Source organism: Streptomyces sp. NBC_01317, assembly GCF_035961655.1.
GTDB lineage: Bacteria > Actinomycetota > Actinomycetes > Streptomycetales > Streptomycetaceae > Streptomyces.
In genome coordinates, this window is sequence record NZ_CP108393.1 from 1,233,823 (window position 1) to 1,252,420 (window position 18,598).

Consider the following 18,598-nt stretch of genomic DNA (forward strand, 5'->3'; position numbering starts at 1 on the left):
CGGAGCGGACCGTTCCCGCGCACAATCGGGGACATGGATCTGCCGGTGATGCCTCCCGTGAAACCCATGCTCGCCAAGTCCGTGGCCGCGATCCCGCCCGGGATGCAGTACGAGGCCAAGTGGGACGGCTTCCGGGCGATCATCCATCGCGACGGCGACGAGGTGGTGATCGGCAGCAGGACCGGCAAGCCGCTGACCCGCTACTTTCCCGAGCTGGTGACGGCGGTACGGGACCGGCTCCCGGAGCGGTGCGTGTTCGACGGGGAGATCGTGATCGTCCACGAGGGCCGGCTGGACTTCGACAAGCTCACGGAGCGCATCCACCCCGCGAAGTCGCGCGTGGACATGCTGGCCGGGCGCACCCCGGCGAGTTTTGTCGCCTTCGACCTGCTGGCCCTCGGGGACGGCACGCTGATCGACATCGAGCAGGCGCAGCGCAGGGAGGCGCTGGAGGCGGCCCTGATCGGCGTAGAGCCGCCGGTGTACCTCGCGCCCGCCACCACGGACATCGAGCGGGCGCACGAGTGGTTCGAGCAGTACGAGGGCGCCGGGCTCGACGGGGTGATCGCCAAGCCGCTGGACCTGCCGTACAGGCCGGACTTCCGGGCGATGTACAAGATCAAGCACGAGCGGACGGCGGACGCGGTGGTCGCCGGGTACCGCCTGCACAAGAGCGGTCCCGTGGTGGGCTCGCTGCTGCTCGGCCTGCACGACGCGCGGGGCGTGCTCCAGCACGTGGGGGTGTGCGCGGCGTTCTCGATGCGGCGCAGGGCGGAGCTGGTCGAGGAGCTGGCGCCGCTGCGGATGGAGACGGCGGAGGGCCATCCGTGGGGCGCGTGGGCCGAGGAGGCGGCGCACGAGGGGGCGCGGCTGCCGGGCGGTCCGAGCCGCTGGTCGGGGACGAAAGACCTGTCGTGGATCGCGCTGCGGCCCGAGCTGGTGTGTGAGGTGGCGTACGACCACATGGAGGGCGACCGCTTCCGCCACACGGCGCAGTTCCGGAGGTGGCGTCCGGACAGGACGCCGGAGAGCTGTACGTACGCGCAGCTGGAGGAGCCGGTGGGGTACGACCTGGCGGCGGTGCTGAGCGGGCTCGCGTAGCCGGTGCCGAGCGCCGGCCCGGTACGCCCCCGATGCCGCGGGCCGCGATCTTACGGACCGGTGACGCACCGGCGTGCGTCGGCCCGGTGGGGCCGTCCGGCGCATAGCGTCACCAACATGCGTGTACTTGTCACCGGAGGAGCCGGCTTCATCGGCTCACACATCGTCACGGCCCTCACGGCGCTGGGCCACGAGGCCGTCGTCCTGGACGCCCTGCTGCCGTCGGCCCACCCCGTGCCGCCCGCGCGCCCGCCGGAGGTGGAGTGGATCCACGCCGACGTACGGGACCGGGCGGCGGTCGACCGTGCGCTGCGCGGGGTGGAGGCGGTCTGCCACCAGGCGGCGATGGTCGGCCTCGGCAAGGACTTCGCGGACGCGCCGGACTACGTGAGCTGCAACGACCTGGGGACCGCCACGCTGCTGGCCGCCATGGCGGGTGCGGGGGTACGGGACCTGACGCTGGCCGGGTCGATGGTCGTGTACGGGGAGGGCCGGTACGACTGCCCCGCGCACGGCCGCGTCGCGCCGGGACCCCGCGCGGAGGCGGATCTGGTGGCGGGCCGCTTCGAACCCGGATGCCCGGTGTGCGGGGCGGAGTTGACGCCGGGTCTGATCGGCGAGGACGCGCGCACCGACCCGCGCAACGTGTACGCGGTGACCAAGCTGGCCCAGGAACATCTCGCGGCGTCCTGGGCGCGGGCCACGGGCGGCCGGGCGCTCTCGTTGCGCTACCACAACGTGTACGGCCCTGGGATGCCCCGCGACACCCCGTACGCGGGGGTCGCGTCGTTCTTCCGCTCCTCGCTGACCAGGGGCGAGGCGCCACAGGTCTTCGAGGACGGCGGGCAGCGGCGGGACTTCGTGCACGTACGGGACGTGGCGACGGCGAACGCCCTGGCGCTGGCGTTCGTACGGACGAGGGAGCCCGGCACGCTGGGCGCGTACAACACCGGCAGCGGCGAACCGCACACCGTGGGCGAGATGGCGGGGGCGCTGGCGGCGGCGCACGGGGGTCCTGATCCGGTGGTCACCGGGGAGTACCGGCTGGGCGACGTACGGCACATCACCGCGTCGTCGGAGCGGCTGCGGGCGGAGCTGGGGTGGCGGCCGGAGGTCGGGTTCGCGGCGGGCATGGCGGAGTTCGCGCGGTCGGGGCAGCGGGGGGTGGCGGTGCTTTGAGCGGAGGGGGTGGCGGTGCCTTGAGCGGGGGCTCGCACCGCTTCGACGGGGTCCGCTCCGGAGTTCGCTCAGGAGTCCGCTCCGTGGCACTTCTTCCCGTTTTTGGGCCGAACGGGCGGAGCGGCTCGCACCCTCGGCGCTGTCCGTGTTTCGTAAGACCGCGTGTCCCAGTTGTCGGTTTCTGAATTCATACGGTGATGGACGTGACGTACTCGATCCCCACGACGGTTGACGTCGTACTCCCCTGTCTCGACGAGGCCCGGGCCCTGCCCTGGGTGCTGGACCGGCTGCCCGCGGGCTGGCGGGCGATCGTCGTGGACAACGGCTCGGCCGACGGCTCGGCGGAGATCGCCGCCGGGCTCGGCGCGACCGTCGTGCACGAACCCCGGCGCGGCTTCGGTGCCGCGTGCCACGCCGGACTGCTCGCCGCCGAGGCGGAGTTCGTGTGCTTCTGCGACTGCGACGCGTCGCTCGATCCCGGCCTGCTGCCCGCGTTTGTGGCGGAGGTGGCGGCCGGCCGGGCGGATCTGGTGCTGGGGCGCCGCAGGCCGCAGACCCGCGGGGCGTGGCCGGCGCACGCCAGGGCGGGGAACATGGCGCTGTCCGGGATGCTGCGCCGCAGAACAGGCCTGCGGCTGCGTGACCTGGGCCCGATGCGGGCGGCGCGCCGGGAGGCGCTGCTGGACCTGTCGCTGACGGACCGGCGCAGTGGCTATCCGCTCCAGATGGTCGTCCGCGCGGCGGACGCGGGCTGGCGGGTGACGGAGCGGGACGTGCCGTATCTGCCGCGTACGGGCAGGTCGAAGGTGACGGGCACGTGGCGCGGGACGTGGCAGGCGGTGCACGACATGCGCGCGGTGCTGGCGCAGGAGCCGGGGGCGGTGGCCGCTGCGGGAGCGGCGGTGGCCGTTGTCTCGGAGGACGTGCGTGACGAGCGGGCGGGTGCGCGGTGACCACGATCCTGGTGATGGCCAAGGCCCCCGTACCCGGGCGTGTCAAGACGCGGCTCACTCCGCCCTTCCTGGCCGAGGAGGCCGCCGCGCTGGCCGAGGCCGCGCTGTGCGACACGCTGGCCGCCGTCCTGGCCGCGCCCGTGCGGCGCCGGGTGCTGGTCCTCGACGGGGCGCCGGGCGCGTGGCTGCCGGACGGGGTCGACGTGGTCGCGCAGGTGGCCGGCGGGCTGGACGAGCGGCTCGCCGCCGCGTTCGCCGGGTGTAGCGGGCCCGCCGTGCTCATCGGGATGGACACCCCCCAGGTCACCCCCGAGCTGTTGGAACCGGCACTCACTCCGGACGCCTGGCTGGGGTGCGACGCGTGGTTCGGACCGGCGGTCGACGGGGGGTTCTGGGCGCTCGGGCTCGCCGTACCGGATCCGTCGCTGCTGCTGGGCGTACCGATGTCCGTACCGGAGACGGGGGCGGTGCAGCGGGCCCGCCTGACCGGGGCGGGGCTCGCGGTACGGAACCTGCCGGTCCTGCGGGACGTCGACACCGCGCAGGACGCGGAGCTGGTCGCGGCCGAGGCGCCGACCAGCCGGTTCGCGGCGGCGCTGGGGCGGGTCACGGGGGCGCGCGGCGATGCCCGAACCGCCACCGACGCCGGGGCGGGCACCCCGGCATCCCGGGCCGGGGTGCGCTGACCATGGGCCTTGCCGAGATCCGTACGCCGTCCGCCGCCGCGGTCCCCCGTTCGGCCGTTCCGCTCCGCCCGCGCCGTACCCCCGACACGCCCTGGCACGCCGACCCGTACACGGACGCGCTGCGCGCCGGGCGCGGTCCGCTCTTCCTGCGCCGCTCCGACGGCTGGCTGCTGCCGCTGGAGGTGGAACGGTGGTGCGGCGGACCCGACAGCGCCGATCTGACCGTGCTGGAGCGCTGCCGGGGCACCGTCCTCGACATCGGCTGCGGCCCCGGCCGGCTGGTCGCGGCGCTCGCCGCGCGGGGCCGTACCGCGCTCGGCATCGACATCAGCCCGGCGGCCGTGGCGCACACCGTGCGCGGGGGCGGCAGCGCGCTGCTCAGGTCGGTCTTCGATCCGCTGCCCCGCGAGGGCGGTTGGGACACGGCGCTGCTGATCGACGGCAACATCGGCATCGACGGCGATCCGTCGGCGCTGCTGCGGCGGCTCGCGGGGATCGTGAAACCGGGCGGCTCGCTGATCGTGGAGACCGCGCCCACCGGGGTCGACCCGGATCTCGACGAGCGGGTGCGGGTGCGGGTGGACAACGGCAGCGGCGCGCCAGGAGAGGCGTTCTACTGGTCCCGGCTCGGGGCGCGGGCCTTGGTGCGCCGGGCCCGTACCACCGGCTGGGTCCCGGCCGAGCAGTGGACTGCGGAGGGGCGGCGGTTTGTGGCGCTGCGTCAAGAAGTCTCAGGGACAAGGCCGTACGGAGAACCTACCGCCCGGTCCGAGGCATGCGGATGACCGCTGTCCGTCCGTCCAGATCCACCGTGGTCCGGTTCGGCGGCGCCCCGTCCTCCTCGTCGTCCCGCAGGATGAGCGCCGACCGACGCTCCTTCAACTCGCTCTGCTTACCCGGCGAGAAGCTCGCGTGAAGCTGCTCGAAACCGGTCGCTGATATCTGCCCCTGCCTGACGCTGTTCCGCCACGGCAGCAGACCGGCTCGCCCTACGCGAAGCAGCAGTTGGTCGGCGAAGGCCGTCACCGTCAGCAGGATGACCAGGCCGGGCAAGGTCATGAAGACAAGGAATTCCATACGCCAGTATCCGGGGGGAAACGACCTCTAGTCCAGGTACGCGCCGTCCGCGTACACCCAGGCGCCGTCGTGGCGGGTGAAGCGGCTGCGTTCGTGCAGGGCGCCCGGATGGCCCTGCTGGGTGTACGAGGCGCGGAAGGTGACCGTGCCCGTGGTGTGGAACGGGGTGCCGTCCGTGGTCTCCAGGATGTCCAGTCCGGTCCAGCGGGTGGTGGGGTCCAGTTCGAGGCCGTCGGGGCGGGTGGCCGGATCCCAGGTCCTGAGCAGGTACGACGCGTCCAGCACGACAAACGCGCTGTAGCGGGACCGCATCAGCGCCTCGGCCGTTGGTGCGGTGGCGGGACCGACGTGGTAGCGGCCACAGCACTCTCCGTACGACGCGGGCCGGCCGCAGGGACAGGGCGAGGCGGTCGAGGGCGAGACCGGGGAGGGGGCGGGCGTGGTGCGCGCGGGGCGCGCCTGGCGGTGGGGGCGTCGGGCCATGTCCCCATTCTGCCTCGCGGACGTGCACGCCCAGGACGTGCACGCCCAGGACGCGCGCGCCGGGTCCCGTCTCACGTGGGCGCGAAGCGGTGGCGGTACGCCGTAGGGGGCAGGCCCGTACGGCGCTTCAGTTGGGATCTCAGGTTCGCCGCCGTGCCCAGGCCGCTCAGGCGGGCCACCCGGTCCAGGCGCACCTCTCCCTCCTCCATCAGGCGGCAGGCCAGCGCCACCCGCTGGGTGGTGAGCCAGGCGAGCGGGGTCGTGCCCAGCTGGGTGCGGAAGCGGCGGTGCAGGGTGGCCTGGCTGATCGTCGCGCGGGCTGCCAGGTCCGCCGTGGTGAGCGGGGCCGCCAGGCGGGTCGCCGCCCAGGTCAGCAGGGGGGAGAGGGAGGTGTCGGGGACCTCGGGGAGTGGCTGTTCCACGAACTGCTGCTGGCCCCCGTCGCGGTGCAGCGCGAAGACCAGCCGGCGGCTCACCGCGACGGCCGTCCGCGCCCCGTGGTCGTTCCTGATCAACTGGAGGCACGCGTCGAGCGCGGCCGCGCTGCCCGCCGCCGTGACGACGTCCCCCTCGTCGACGAAGAGGACGTCCGGATCGAGCCGTACGGCGGGGAACCGCTCCGCGAACAGGTCCGCCCAGCGCCAGTGGGTCGTCGCCCGCCGCCCGTCCAGCACCCCCGCCGCCGCCAGGACGAAAGAGCCCGTGCAGAAGCTCGCCAGGCGGGCGCCGCGCGCCGCGGCCCGGCGTACCGCGTCCAGGACCGCAGGCGAGGGGTCGTTCCCGGGATCCGGGCGGTTCGGGACGATCACGGTGTCCGCCCGGTCGACCGCTTCGAGCCCGGACACCCCGGACAGCTGGAAGAACCCCGAGTGCATCGTGACCGACGGGCTCTCCGCGCACAGCTCGAAGTCGTACCAGGACGTGTCCAGCTCCGGCCGGGCCAGGCCGAACAGCTCCGTCGCCACGCCCATCTCGAAGGGGTTCGAGCCCTCCGCGACGATCATGACCACCCGATGCGAGAAATCTTGCGCCATGTGCGATTCCTAGCACTTTCGCTCCTCCGGCACCAGAACGACGATGGACGCATGACTACCGAACCGCTCGCACTGAGCACCGCCCTCGACTCCTTCGACGCCCTCTGGAGCCCCCGCATCGTCACGCGCGTCAACGACTACGACGTGCGTGTCGCGAAGGTCGCGGGCGAGCACGTGTGGCACGTCCACGAGAACACCGACGAGTTCTTCCAGGTCCTCGACGGTGAGCTGCTCATCGCCCTGCGCGAGGACGGCGCCGAGCGGACCGTCGCCCTCGCCCGTGGATCGGTGTTCGTCGTCCCGCGCGGCACCTGGCACAAGCCGTCCTCGGAGCGGGGCGCGTCGATCCTGCTGTTCGAGCCGACCGGCACGCTGTCGGTGGGCGATCAGCACGAGGAGGTCCCGGACCAGGTGGACGTGACGGTGGGGCACGCCCTCTGACGCCCCGTGCGCCCTGTGCGACCCGTGCGACCCGTGCGACCCGCGCGCCATTGACGGCGTCGCGTCCTCGGCCTAGCCTCCCTCTCCGTCGTACTTCATACGTCATATATGAGTCACGATCCGTGAGTTGAGCGAGGAGCGCCCATGGTCTTCACGCCGGTCCCGATCCCCTCCCGTACGCAGTTTGTGCTGGAGGCCGTCAGACACCACATCCTGACCGGCGGGCTGCCACCGGGGCAGCCGCTCGTGGAGGCGGACCTGGCCGCGCGGTTCGGCGTCTCCAAGACCCCCGTCCGCGAGGCGCTGAAGACGCTCGCGGGCAGCGGCCTGGTGGTGATGAGCCAGTACAAGGGCGTCACTGTCCGTACGGTCGACGCGGCGATGGCGCGTGAGGTGTACGACGTACGGCTGCTGCTGGAGCCGGAGGCGCTGCGGCGCTCCGTCGTCGCGGCGGCTCCGTTCGACGCGGCGGCGGACGCGCTGGTACGGGCGGGGGCCGCCGCCGACGCGGCCGAACGGTCCCTCGCCAACCGGGACTTCCACCGCGCGCTGCACGTCTCGTGCGGCAATCCGCTGCTGGTACGGATGCTGGACGAGGTCAGCGACCAGGCCGCGCTGGTGGCCACGGTCGCCTGGTCCGCCGACGCCACGTGGGAGCGCGAGGCGGCCGAGCACCGCGACATCCTGCGCCTGGCGCGCGCGGGCGACGCGGACGGCGCGGCGCGGGCGCTCCACGGCCACATCGACCGCTTCGTCCGGGGAGCCTTCCCGGCCGGGGCGGGGGATGTGGCCTCGTGGTCGGAGGGGGAAGCGTGACCACCGTGGACTTCTCCCGCGTCCGGGCCGCGCTCGCCGACGTCGTGGCCATCCCCGTGACCCCCTTCGCCGCCGACGGACGCCTCGACACCGGCGCGTACCACGCGCTGCTGCGCCGGCTGCTGGACGCGGGGGTACGGACCGTCACGCCGAACGGGAACACCGGCGAGTTCTACGCCCTCTCCCCCGAAGAGCGCCTGCTGGTGGTGGAGTTGACCGTGGCGGAGGTCGGTGACCGTGCCGAGGTGGTCGTCGGGGTGGGCCTCGACCTGGCCTCGGCGGTGGCCGCCGCCCGGCACGCCGGGGACGCCGGGGCGTCGATGGTCATGGTCCATCAGCCCGTTCATCCGTACGTCTCGCAGGACGGATGGGTCGCGTACCAGCGGACCGTCGCCGATGCCGTCCCCGGGCTCGGGGTTGTCCCGTACATCCGCGATCCGCGGATCACGGCCGGGGCGCTGGCCCGGCTCGGGGCGCTGTGTCCCAACGTCGTGGGGGTGAAGTACGCGGTCCCCGACGCGACCCGCTTCTCCTCCTTCGCCCAGGACGCCGGCCGGGACGCCACCGGCGGGACCGGCGGCACCGGCCCCGACCGCTTCGTATGGGTCGCCGGGCTCGCCGAGCTGTACGCCCCCGCCTACTGGGCCGGCGGCGCCACCGGCTTCACCTCCGGTCTGGTCAACGTGGCGCCGGACCTGTCCCTCGCCCTGCTCGCCGCCCTGCGCGCCGGTGACGCCGGGGCCGCGCGGGAGGTCTGCGAGCGGATCCGCCCGTTCGAGGAGCTGCGCGCCGCCCGGCACTCCGCCGACAACGTGTCCGTCGTCAAGGAGGCCCTCGCCGTGCTCGGTCTCTGCCGCCGTGACGTACGGCCACCGAGCAGTTCCCTGCCCGCCGGGACCCGCGCGGAGGTCGCGGCGCTCGTGAGGGCGTGGGGCGTGTGAAGGCCCCGCACGAACTGCGCAGCCATCAGTGGTACGGGACGGACGGGCTGCGGTCGTTCAGCCACCGCGCCCGCACCCGCCAGCTCGGCTACCTTCCCGAGGAGCACCTCGGCAAGCCGGTCGTCGCGATCCTCAACACCTGGAGCGACATCAACCCCTGCCATGTCCACCTTCGCGAGCGCGCGCAGGCGGTGAAGCGGGGGGTGTGGCAGGCGGGTGGCTTCCCGCTGGAGTTCCCCGTCTCCACCCTGTCGGAGACGTTCCAGAAGCCGACCCCCATGCTCTATCGCAACCTTCTCGCCCTGGAGACCGAGGAGTTGCTGCGCTCGTACCCCGTGGACGGCGCGGTCCTGATGGGCGGCTGCGACAAGACCACACCCGCCCTGCTGATGGGCGCGGCCAGTGTGGATCTGCCGGCCGTGTTCGTGCCCGCCGGGCCGATGCTGCCGGGCCACTGGCGCGACCAGGTGCTGGGCTCCGGGACGGACATGTGGAAGTACTGGGACGACCGGCGGGCCGGTCTGATCGGGGACCGTGAACTGGACGAGCTGGAAAGCGGCTTGGCGCGCTCCCCCGGCCACTGCATGACGATGGGCACCGCCTCCACCCTGACGGCGGCGGCCGAGGCGCTGGGCGTGACCGTGCCCGGCGCGTCGTCCGTACCGGCCGTGGACTCCGGCCACGAGCGGATGGCCGCCGCGTCGGGCCGGCTGATCGTGGACCTCGTGGGGCGGGACCTCACGCTGTCGCGGGTGCTGACGCGGGAGGCGTACGAGGATGCCGTCACCACCGTGCTGGCGCTGGGTGGTTCGACCAACGCCGTCATCCATCTGATCGCCATGGCGGGGCGCAGCGGGGTACGGCTCACGCTGGACGACTTCGACCGGATCGCCCGTACGGTCCCCGTGCTGGCCGATCTGCGGCCCGGCGGGCGGTACTTGATGGAGGACTTCCACTTCGCGGGCGGACTCCCCGCCTTCCTGGGGCAGGTGACGGATCTGCTGCATCTGGACCGGCCGACGGTGGCACACCCCACCCTGCGGGCCCAGTTGGCGGGCGCGGTGGTCCACAACCCGGAGGTGATCCGCCCGCGCGACCGTCCCCTCGCGGACGAGGGCGGGGTGGCGGTCCTGCGCGGCAACCTCTGCCCCGACGGTGCGGTGATCAAGCACATCGCCGCCGATCCGGCGCTGCTCCGCCACACCGGTCCGGCCGTGGTCTTCGACGACTACCGCACGATGCAGCGCACCATCGACGATCCCGCGCTCGGCATCACGGCCGGGCATGTGCTCGTGCTGCGCGGCGCGGGCCCCAAGGGCGGCCCCGGGATGCCCGAGTACGGCATGCTGCCGATCCCGGACCATCTCCTCAAGCAGGGGGTGCGGGACATGGTATGGATCTCCGACGCCCGCATGAGCGGCACGAGTTACGGCGCGTGTGTGCTGCACATCGCGCCCGAGTCGTACGTCGGGGGCCCGCTCGCCCTCGTCCGTACCGGCGACCTGATCACACTCGACGTGGCGGCCCGCTCACTGCGGCTGGAGGTGTCCGACGAGGAGCTGGCGCGGCGGCGCGCGGAGTGGGTCGCACCACCGCCGCGATACGGCCGGGGGTACGGGGCGCTCTACACCGAGCACATCACGCAGGCCGACACGGGCTGCGACTTCGACTTCCTGTCCCGGGAGGGGGCGGTGCCGGAGCCCTACGCGGGGTGAGGGTCGCGTACCGCGTGGGCCGTTTCGTGGATGATCGGTCCATGCAGGCGACCGAGGTGGAGGCGGACCGGGTATGAGGCTGACGATTCTGGGCGGGGGCGGTTTCCGGGTGCCGCTGGTGTACGGGGCGCTGCTCCGCGACCGCGCGGAGGGCCGGGTCGACCGCGTCACGCTGTACGACGTGGACGCGGCCCGGCTCGGGGCCGTCGCGCGGGTGCTGGCCGAGCAGGCCGACGGGGTGGCGGACGCGCCGGAGGTCACCGTCACCACCGACCTGGACGACGCCCTGCGCGGCACGGACTTCGTGTTCTCCGCGATCCGGGTGGGCGGTCTGGAGGGGCGCGCGGCCGACGAGCGGGTGGCGCTGGCGGAGGGGGTGCTCGGGCAGGAGACGGTCGGGGCGGGCGGGATCGCGTACGGGCTGCGGACCGTTCCGGTCGCGGTGGACATCGCGCGGCGGGTGGCGGCGCTGGCCCCGGACGCCTGGGTCATCAACTTCACCAATCCGGCCGGGCTGGTGACGGAGGCGATGTCCCGGGTGCTCGGTGACCGGGTCATCGGTATCTGCGACTCCCCCGTCGGCCTGGGCCGGCGGGTCGCCCGGGTGCTCGGGGTGGACCCGGACCGGGCGTGGTTCGACTACGTGGGGCTGAACCATCTGGGCTGGCTGCGCGGGCTGTGGGCGGGGGGCCGCGACCACCTGCCCCGGCTGCTCGCCGATCCGGAGCTGCTGGGCTCCTTCGAGGAGGGCAAGCTCTTCGGTCCCGACTGGCTGCGGTCGATCGGTGCGATCCCGAACGAGTATCTGCACTACTACTACTTCAACCGCGAGGCCGTACGCGCCTATCAGGGCGCCGAGCGGACACGCGGCGCGTATCTGCGGGACCAGCAGGCCGGGTTCTACGCGGAGTTGGCGGACCACGGCGGCACCGGCGGCGCTGTCGGCGGTGACGGGTCGGCACTCGGCGCGTGGCACCGTACCCTCGCCGACCGTGAGGCGACGTACATGGCGGCCAACCGTGACGCCGCCGGGGTCGGTGAACGGGACGACGAGGACCTGGGGTCGGGCGGGTACGAACAGGTCGCGCTCGCCCTGATGCGGGCCGTGGCGCGGAACGAGAGCGCGACCCTGATCCTCAACGTCCGCAACCGCACCACTCTGTCGGTGCTGGACGCGGACGCCGTCATCGAAGTGCCCTGCCTGGTCGACGCGAACGGCGCGCATCCGGTGTCGGTCGATCCGCTGCCGTACCACGCGGTGGGTCTGGTGACGTCGGTCAAGGCGGTGGAACGGGCGGTGCTGGCGGCGGCGGAGAGCGGATCACGCGAGGACGCGGTACGCGCGTTCGCGCTGCATCCGCTGGTCGACTCGGTCGCCGTGGCCCGGCGGCTGCTCGACGCCTACACGGACGTCCATCCCGGGCTGGCGTACCTGCGGGGCTGACGGGGCCGGGAGAACGGGACCGGAAGAAGAACTGACGGGACTGGCGCCGGTCCCCCAAGACCGGCGCCAGTCCCCTGCGGACGGGAGGAGACGCGCGAGGCGCCGCAGCGCACCTGAAAAGTGCTGCGGCGCCACCCGCCCGTACCCCACCCACTTACGGTTTGCGTGCCACGCCCGCGTATCCGGGGATGGGCCCGTCGCCGGAGAGAGGGACGACCTCACCCAGCTCGGGACGCCAGTCCGTGGCAAGGGAAACACCCGGCCCGACCAGTTCGAGCCCGTCGAAGAAGGCCGCGAACTCGTCACGCGTGCGCGGGACCAGCGTGAGGCCCCGCTCCTTGTACAGCTCGCGCGCCCGGTCCGACGTCTCCGGCGCGAAGTCGCCGGTGACATGGGACAGGACCAGGTAACTGCCGGGTGCGAGAGGGGCGAGGAGGGCGCGCACCAGATCGTGCGCCCCGTCCTCGTCCGAGATGAAGTGGAGCAGTGCGATCAGCGAGAGCGCCACCGGCCTGCTCAGGTCAAGGCTCTTGCCGGCCGCCTCGATGATGGCACTGGGCTCCCGCGCGTCGGCCTGGACATACTCCGTCACGCCCTCCGGGGTGCTGCGGAGCAGGGCTTCCGCGTGCCGGAGGACGATCGGGTCGTTGTCCGTGTAGACGATCCGGGAGTCGGGGGCGACCTCCTGGGCGATCTGGTGGAGATTGGGCGCGGTCGGGATGCCCGTACCGATGTCGAGATACTGCCGCACCCCGCCCGTCATGCCGAGCCAGCGTGTGGCGCGGTGCATGAAGGCCCGGTTGACGCGGGCCATCTCCGGCGCTCTGGCGTCCAGGGCGAGCAGTTGCTGCGCCATCTGCTCGTCGACCGGATAGTTGTCCTTGCCGCCGAGAAGCCAGTCGTACACCCGGGCCGGGTGGGGCCTGGTGGTGTCGATGGCGTCGTGCCCGGTCATGTGCGCTCCATGAGTCTCAGGGTCTGTGAGCGGGAACTGCGGTCTGTGAGCGGGGACTTCGGACGGTGAGTCTGGACTTCGGTCGGGACGTGCGGGCCGGGCGGGAACGGTGAACGGACGCGGTTCAGGTGAGCAGGAAGTCCGCCTGGCCCGACTTGGCGCCCTGGATGAAAGCGGCGATCTCTCCGGTGGTGTAGATCAGTGCGGGGCCGTCAGGGTCGGCGGACTGGCGCACCGCGACCCTGCCGTCGGCCAGCTTCATGGCCTCGATGCAGTTGCCGCCGTTGCCGCCGCTCCACGGCTTGTGCCAGCCTTCGGCGCCGAGGTCGGCGGCCGGCATGCCGTTGTATATGGGATCCATTCACAGCTCCTTGCGGACATCCCGGAGGATCTCCTTCGTGCGTGGTGCAGTGGCGGCCTGGGCCGCCATCCGGTCCATGACCTCCAGGTGAGTGGCCACCTCGGGTCGCGCGTCGAGGTAGACGGCGCCGGTCAGGTACTCGCTGTAGACCATGTCGGGCAGCTCCGGTACGGCGAAGCGGAAGATCACGAACGGCCCGTACGTACCGGGATGGTGTCCGCTCGAGAACTCCGCGATCTGGAGGGTCACGTTGGGCAGGGCGGACGTGTCGAGCAGCCGGTCGATCTGCTCCCGCATGATCTCCGGACTGTCGCCCACCGGGCGCCGCAGCACCGTCTCGTCCATGATGACCCAGAATCTGGGCGCGTCGGGACGGGTGAGCAGCGACTGGCGTTCCATACGGAGCGCGACGTGGCGCTCGATGTCCTCGGGCCTGGCCTGCCCCACGGCGCCGGCCCGCATGACGGATCGTGCGTAGTCCTCGGTCTGGAGCAGTCCGGGGACAAAATGCGGCTCGTACGTCCTCAGGAGGGCAGCGGCGCCCTCCAGGCTGACGTACATGCTGAACCAGTCCGGCAGGATGTCGTGGAACCGCTGCCACCAGCCGGGCTTGTTCGCCTCCTCCGTGAGCTCGACGAAGGCCTCGGCCTCCGCGTCGTTGATTCCGTAAGCCTTGAGCAGTACCTGTACGTAGGGAATCTTGAGAGTGACCTCGGCGGTCTCCATCCTGCGAATCGTCGCCGGGGCGACGCGCAGAAGCTTGGCGGCTTCCTCGCGTTTGAGCCCGGAACGCTCGCGCAGGTCCTGGAGACGTCTGCCGAGGACGACCTGACCCACGGTCGGGGCTGACCGCGGTTCACTCACTTTTGGGACCTCCCCATGCACGGATGCCAGCAGTGTGCCATGCCCGGAGCACGAAGAACACGGCACTCTGGAAAATTCAGAGTGCTACTTGCCAAGTGTCTCCGACGGGTGGACAGTGGTGGGGTGAACCAGTTCACACGGTCGCCGCGCCTTGCCACGGGAGAGGTCTTGAGCGCGTCTGCCGGCTCCCCACCGTTAGGAATCGGTCGTGGCACCTGGTAACGCGCCCACCCCCCAGCTCATCACCCAGCGGCCTGGCAACGTTGTCCGGCGTTACGGATTCGAATTGCCGGCCCGCGCGGAGTCGGTCGGCCGGGCCAGGAAACTGACCGCGGAGCGGCTCGACCGTTGGGGGATGGACGACGACACCTGCCAGACCGCGATCCTCGTCGTGTCCGAGCTGGTGACCAACGCGGTCGTGCACGCGGCCGGGGACCACGTCGTCTGTGAGATACGGGAGGGCGAGGGTCACCTGCGGATAGCGGTGGAGGACCAGGGGTACGGCCCGACCGGGCCCCAGATGCACCCGCACTCGGACGACGAGGGCGGCCGCGGACTCTTCCTGATCGATTCCCTGTGTACGGGCTGGGGGGCCCACGACACGTCGGGATACGGTCCTGGGCGCGTGGTCTGGGCGGAGCTGCCGCATTCGGCGTCGCCGCCGCCGCACGCGTTGCCACGTACCGACGTGCGGGCCGCGCCTGCCGACCTGCGACCCGCGGAGCTGCGGTCTTCGGAGCTGCGGCCTTCGGACCTGCGTTCCGCCGAGCTGCGTCCCGCCGAGCTGTCGCACTCCGACCAGTCGCGCTCCGATGTCCCGCACGGAGCTGTACGGCGGGTACGGCCGGCCTGGCCCGGCCGCGCGTCGGAGCCGATGTGCTGAGGACGGCGCTGCACCGGCTCTCCCGTGGGCTGCGCGGCGACCTTCCCGACCACACCGGCGGCCGGGTGGAACTGGCCCTGCCCGCCGCCCTGCCCGCCTCGCTGGGCTGTGACGCGGTGGGCGTCCCGGCGCGCCACGGCTTCCGGCTGCTGGCCCGGCTGCCCAGGACGGGCTGCGTCTTCGCCGACACCGACTGGTGGTGGTGGATCGTGCCGTCCGGCTCCGACCTCGATCTGAAGTGGCCCGCTCCGGCGCGGTACGTGGTGGGGACGAACGTACCGGCGGAGCATCCCCGGCTGATCCACTGGCCGGACTCCCCGTCGCCGTACACCCCGCCGATCCCGTTCTATCTGATGGTGTGCCAGCTGGCGGGCACGACTCCCGCGTGGGGGCGCGAGGCGCGGGCGCAGGACACGGGGACGGTGGCGGCGCAGTAGGAACGCGCGGCCCTGTCCCGTCTACGGCGTCGCCGTCGCCCACACCCCGTCGTCCGCCCCCAGCAGGTGGCGCGTCCGGGCCGCGGACGGCAGGGGCCCGTGGTCCGAGGAGACCTGGAGCGCGGACGCCGCGGTGAGGTGGCCCAGGCGCAGGGCCCGTACCGGATCGCCCGAGTGCCGCAGCCCCGCCAGGAAGCCCGCCGCGAAGGCGTCTCCGGCGCCGACCGGTTCGACGACCTCGACCTTCAGGGCCGGCACGGTGTACGGCACGGGGCCGAGGAAGGCCGTGGCCTCGCGGGAACCGTCCTTGACCACCAGGGTGTACGGGCCCGGCAGCAGCGCGCGTACGGCCGCCGCGTCCGTGATGCCGGGACCCCACAGTGCCTGCGCCTCGTCCAGACCGACGAGGACGAGGTCGGCGCGGTCGGCGAGCGCGAGCAGGGTCTCCGGCGCGGACCGGTCGTTCCAGAGCGCGGGGCGGTGGTTGACGTCGAAGCTGACGGGGTACGGCCGGTCCGGCGCGAGCGCCGCGTCCACCAGGGCGAGGCAACTGGCGGACAGGGCGGGGGTGATGCCGCTGAGATGGACAAGTCCCGCTCCTCGGAGGGCCGTTGAACGCAGCACCTCGGGGCCGAGCGCGGAGGCGGCGGAGCCGCGCCGGTAGTAGTGGACGCGGGTCCCGTCCGCTCCGGGGTCCTTGACCAGAAGACCCGTCGGACGCACCGGGTCGGTCCGCACCCCGGAGACGTCCACCCCGAAGGCCGCGACCCGCCGCCGTACGCGCCGCCCGAAGGGATCGTCACCGACGGCCGACACCCAGCGGGCGGGCACGCCGTGGTCGGCCAGGTAGATGGCCACGTTCGACTCGGCACCCGCGATGTCGAGACGCAGAAGGTCGGCACCGTCGAGCCGAGCGACCGGCTCGGGCGCCAGGGCGGCCATGGTCTCCCCGACACACACGACCGGGCCCGGCCCGAACGGGCGGGGAGGGGGCGTGTGTTCGCGGGGGACGGGGGTGCGGTCGCGGGGAGCTGGTGGGCGGTCCCGGGCGGGAGCGCTCGGGTCGAGAGCGGACGTACGGCCGCTGCGAGTCGGCGTGCGGTCGCCGGGGGCGGGCGCGTGGCCGCCGGAAGCGCTCGGGGCGAGGGTCGATGTCCGGTCGCGGGAAGCTTGTGTGGGGTTGGCCGAAGCGGGCGCGCGGTCACGGGCGGGAGCGCTCGGCCCGAGGCCGGGCGTACCGCCGCCACAAGCCGGCGTTCGGCCGGCGGAAGCCGGTGTGTCGTCGCCGACCGGAGCGCTCCGGGCGAGAGCTGACGGTGCGTCGGCGGAAGCAGGCGCGTGGTCGGCGACTGAAACGCTCGGGTCAAGAGTCGGCGTACGGCCGCTGGGAGCCGACGCGCGTTCGCGGGGGACGGGGGTGCGGTCGCGGGGAGCCGGTGTGTGGTCGTGGGGAGCGGGCGGGTGGTCCCGGGCGGAAGCGCTCGGGTCGAGAGCCGACGTGGGGTCGCCGGAAGCGGGCGCGTGGTCGGCGACGGGGCCGCTTGGCCCGGGAACGGGCGTGCGGTGGCGGGGAGTCGGTAGGCGGGTGGCGGCGGGAGTGCTCGGGTTGACCGGGTACGCGCTCATCAGGCGCTCGCCGGGCGGTAGTACGCCGTCGGCAGTCCCGGGACTTCGACCCGTGCGGCGAACACCGCGCCGTCCAGGGGGCCCGGGTGGGCGAGGCCCGTTCGGGCGCTGGTGATGTACAGCGTGCGGCCGTCGTTGCCGCCCAGGCAGACCCCGGCGGGTTGGGCGGCGGGCACGGGGACCACGTGGTCGAGCCTGCCGTCGGGGAGGTAGTGGTGGATCGCGCCCCGGCCCCAGACCGCGGTCCACAGGCCGCCCTCCCGGTCGACCGCCAGGCCGTCGGGGCTGCCCGCGTCCAGTGTCGTGAAGACGGACGGCTCGCCCAGGTCGCCGGTGGCCGGGTCGACGGGGTACGTGCTGATGACGCCGCGCGCGCTGTCCGCGAGGAAGAGGAGCGTCCCGTCGGCGGAGAACGCGGGGCCGTTCGGGACGGTGATGCCCGTCAGGACCCGGGTGAGCGTGCCGTCGCGGTCGAGGCGGTACAGCGAGCCCGCGCCGTCCACGGCGTCGTACGCCATGCTGCCCGCCCAGAACCGGCCGTGCGGATCGGCGACCCCGTCGTTCATCCGGGCCGCCGGGGACACGCCGTCCTCCGGCCTGCCTTGCCACCGGGTCGTCCCGTCCGCTTCGAGCAGGCACACGCCGGTGCCGGCCGCCGCGATCCAGCCGCCGGGGCGGCCCTCGACGGGGGCGACCGCGCCGAGCGGTACCGGCAGGTGGGCCAGGACGTCCAGCGGGCCCGTGCGGTCGGGGTCGCCGGGCGGGGCGGCCAGCAGCCGGCCGGTCAGGATGTCGGTCAGGACGATCCGCCCGTCGACCCAGCGGATCCCCTCGCCCAGTTCGAGGCGGTCGGACCAGCAGGGGACGGGGGCGTACGCCGGAGTGCTGCTCGCGCCCGCGCTCATCGGGGGCCCTCCCCCGCGTCCCGTACCACCGCGAGGAACCCGCGCGCCCGCTCGCGCAGCGCGTCCTGGCTCCCGCCGTCCGCCGCGTCCCCGATCAGCGGTGAGCCGACACCCACCGCCGTCGCGCCGTGCGCCAGGTAGGCGCGGGCCGCCGCCGCGTCCACGCCCCCGACCGGCACGAAAGGGAGGTGGGGGAAGGGACCGCGCAGGGCCTTCACGTAGTCGGGGCCGCCCGCCTGCGCGGCCGGGAAGATCTTGAGCGCGTCCGCGCCGAGGCGCAGGGCGGCCACGACGTCCGTCGGGGTCATCACCCCGGCGAGGACCGGCAGGCCCAGTTCCTTGGCGGCGGTGACGCCGTCGCCGAGCGCCGGCGTGACGACGAAGTCCGCTCCCGCCTCGTGCGCGGCCCACGCGTCCTCGGGGGTGAGAACCGTGCCCGCGCCGAGCGGCGCGTCGGGGCCCAGCGCCGCCCGGGCGCCCGCGATGACGTGGAGGGCGTCCCGGCCGGAGAGGGAGACCTCGACCAGCTGCACGCCCTCCGCGACCAGGGTCAGTACGGTCCGCAGCGCGGCCTCGGGGTCCTGGCCGCGCACGATGGCGACCAGGCGGTGGGCGCGCAGCGCGCTCAGCAGATCCACGGGGTGGTTCCTCTTCTCGTTCGGGTGGGGAGTGGGTGGGCGATCACCGTGACCGCGTG

20 protein-coding genes and 1 pseudogene are annotated in these 18,598 nt (G+C 73.2%); 12 read left to right on the top strand and 9 right to left on the bottom strand.

The annotated features are described in order from the left end of the window. Positions 1-33: 33 nt before the first annotated feature. The 5 genes from OG349_RS05245 (at position 34) to OG349_RS05265 (ending at position 4,704) form a co-directional block, all read left to right on the top strand. Positions 34-1,101 (top strand): ATP-dependent DNA ligase, encoded by a 1,068-nt coding sequence (locus OG349_RS05245; protein ID WP_327233465.1) that lies wholly within the window; start codon positions 34-36, stop codon positions 1,099-1,101. Positions 1,102-1,218: 117 nt separating this feature from the next. Beyond that, the gene (locus OG349_RS05250; RefSeq protein ID WP_327233466.1) at positions 1,219-2,280 is read left to right on the top strand and encodes an NAD-dependent epimerase/dehydratase family protein; all 1,062 of its coding nucleotides are present in this window, start codon (positions 1,219-1,221) and stop codon (positions 2,278-2,280) included. 197 nt (positions 2,281-2,477) lie between these two features. Beyond that, the gene (locus OG349_RS05255; protein ID WP_327233467.1) at positions 2,478-3,233 is read left to right on the top strand and encodes a glycosyltransferase family 2 protein; all 756 of its coding nucleotides are present in this window, start codon (positions 2,478-2,480) and stop codon (positions 3,231-3,233) included. Between the two features lie 14 nt (positions 3,234-3,247). Continuing rightward, on the top strand, positions 3,248-3,919 hold the full coding sequence (locus OG349_RS05260; RefSeq protein WP_327238455.1) for a TIGR04282 family arsenosugar biosynthesis glycosyltransferase: 672 nt from the start codon (positions 3,248-3,250) through the stop codon (positions 3,917-3,919). Positions 3,920-3,921: 2 nt separating this feature from the next. Beyond that, a complete protein-coding gene (locus OG349_RS05265; protein WP_327233468.1) occupies positions 3,922-4,704 on the top strand; it encodes a class I SAM-dependent methyltransferase in 783 nt (260 codons plus the stop codon). Here OG349_RS05265 and OG349_RS05270 read toward each other — a convergent pair. The 3 genes from OG349_RS05270 to OG349_RS05280 form a co-directional block, all read right to left on the bottom strand. Then, positions 4,676-4,996: a DUF6191 domain-containing protein gene (locus OG349_RS05270; protein ID WP_327233469.1), complete on the bottom strand. Its 321-nt coding sequence runs from the start codon at positions 4,994-4,996 to the stop codon at positions 4,676-4,678. The genes OG349_RS05265 and OG349_RS05270 overlap by 29 nt on opposite strands. 27 nt (positions 4,997-5,023) lie before the next feature. Continuing rightward, positions 5,024-5,479: a YchJ family protein gene (locus OG349_RS05275; protein WP_327233470.1), complete on the bottom strand. Its 456-nt coding sequence runs from the start codon at positions 5,477-5,479 to the stop codon at positions 5,024-5,026. Between the two features lie 71 nt (positions 5,480-5,550). After that, the gene (locus tag OG349_RS05280; RefSeq protein WP_327233471.1) at positions 5,551-6,513 is read right to left on the bottom strand and encodes a helix-turn-helix domain-containing protein; all 963 of its coding nucleotides are present in this window, start codon (positions 6,511-6,513) and stop codon (positions 5,551-5,553) included. Positions 6,514-6,564: 51 nt separating this feature from the next. Between OG349_RS05280 and OG349_RS05285 the strand changes: the two genes are divergently transcribed. From OG349_RS05285 to OG349_RS05305, 5 genes are all read left to right on the top strand, one after another. Further along, positions 6,565-6,954 (top strand): cupin domain-containing protein, encoded by a 390-nt coding sequence (locus OG349_RS05285; RefSeq protein WP_327233472.1) that lies wholly within the window; start codon positions 6,565-6,567, stop codon positions 6,952-6,954. 144 nt (positions 6,955-7,098) lie between these two features. Beyond that, positions 7,099-7,770 (top strand): GntR family transcriptional regulator, encoded by a 672-nt coding sequence (locus OG349_RS05290; RefSeq protein WP_327233473.1) that lies wholly within the window; start codon positions 7,099-7,101, stop codon positions 7,768-7,770. Between the two features lie 5 nt (positions 7,771-7,775). Next, positions 7,776-8,711, top strand: coding sequence for a dihydrodipicolinate synthase family protein (locus OG349_RS05295; RefSeq protein ID WP_327238456.1), 936 nt, complete (start codon positions 7,776-7,778; stop codon positions 8,709-8,711). After that, positions 8,708-10,426 (top strand): L-arabinonate dehydratase, encoded by a 1,719-nt coding sequence (gene araD, locus OG349_RS05300; protein WP_442806364.1) that lies wholly within the window; start codon positions 8,708-8,710, stop codon positions 10,424-10,426. Before OG349_RS05295 ends, araD begins: the two co-directional genes overlap by 4 nt. 73 nt (positions 10,427-10,499) lie before the next feature. Then, complete coding sequence (locus OG349_RS05305; RefSeq protein WP_327233475.1) at positions 10,500-11,870, top strand: 6-phospho-beta-glucosidase; 1,371 nt, start codon at positions 10,500-10,502, stop codon at positions 11,868-11,870. 154 nt (positions 11,871-12,024) lie between these two features. Here OG349_RS05305 and OG349_RS05310 read toward each other — a convergent pair whose 3' ends face one another. From OG349_RS05310 to OG349_RS05320, 3 genes are all read right to left on the bottom strand, one after another. Further along, positions 12,025-12,825 carry an SAM-dependent methyltransferase gene (locus OG349_RS05310; RefSeq protein ID WP_327233476.1) on the bottom strand — a complete coding sequence of 267 codons (801 nt, stop codon included), beginning with the start codon at positions 12,823-12,825 and terminating at the stop codon, positions 12,025-12,027. 124 nt (positions 12,826-12,949) lie between these two features. After that, positions 12,950-13,186, bottom strand: a complete 237-nt coding sequence (locus OG349_RS05315; protein WP_161312563.1) for a DUF397 domain-containing protein — start codon at positions 13,184-13,186, stop codon at positions 12,950-12,952. Then, positions 13,187-14,050, bottom strand: a complete 864-nt coding sequence (locus OG349_RS05320; protein ID WP_327233477.1) for a helix-turn-helix domain-containing protein — start codon at positions 14,048-14,050, stop codon at positions 13,187-13,189. A gap of 208 nt (positions 14,051-14,258) precedes the next feature. On the opposite strand from OG349_RS05320, the pseudogene OG349_RS05325 reads away from it, so the two are divergent. Together OG349_RS05325 and OG349_RS05330 are read left to right on the top strand one after the other, a co-directional pair. Beyond that, positions 14,259-14,714: pseudogene (locus tag OG349_RS05325) on the top strand (ATP-binding protein); the annotation flags it as partial. Positions 14,715-14,926: 212 nt separating this feature from the next. Further along, positions 14,927-15,370 carry a hypothetical protein gene (locus OG349_RS05330; RefSeq protein WP_442806203.1) on the top strand — a complete coding sequence of 148 codons (444 nt, stop codon included), beginning with the start codon at positions 14,927-14,929 and terminating at the stop codon, positions 15,368-15,370. Positions 15,371-15,391: 21 nt separating this feature from the next. Here OG349_RS05330 and OG349_RS05335 read toward each other — a convergent pair whose 3' ends face one another. The 3 genes from OG349_RS05335 to OG349_RS05345 form a co-directional block, all read right to left on the bottom strand. Beyond that, positions 15,392-16,330, bottom strand: coding sequence for a sugar kinase (locus OG349_RS05335; RefSeq protein WP_327233478.1), 939 nt, complete (start codon positions 16,328-16,330; stop codon positions 15,392-15,394). A 665-nt stretch (positions 16,331-16,995) separates the two neighbouring features. Continuing rightward, positions 16,996-17,901 (bottom strand): SMP-30/gluconolactonase/LRE family protein, encoded by a 906-nt coding sequence (locus OG349_RS05340; protein WP_327233479.1) that lies wholly within the window; start codon positions 17,899-17,901, stop codon positions 16,996-16,998. Further along, complete coding sequence (locus tag OG349_RS05345) at positions 17,898-18,539, bottom strand: bifunctional 4-hydroxy-2-oxoglutarate aldolase/2-dehydro-3-deoxy-phosphogluconate aldolase (protein WP_327233480.1); 642 nt, start codon at positions 18,537-18,539, stop codon at positions 17,898-17,900. The genes OG349_RS05340 and OG349_RS05345 overlap by 4 nt, the downstream gene beginning before the upstream one ends. Positions 18,540-18,598 lie beyond the last annotated feature (59 nt).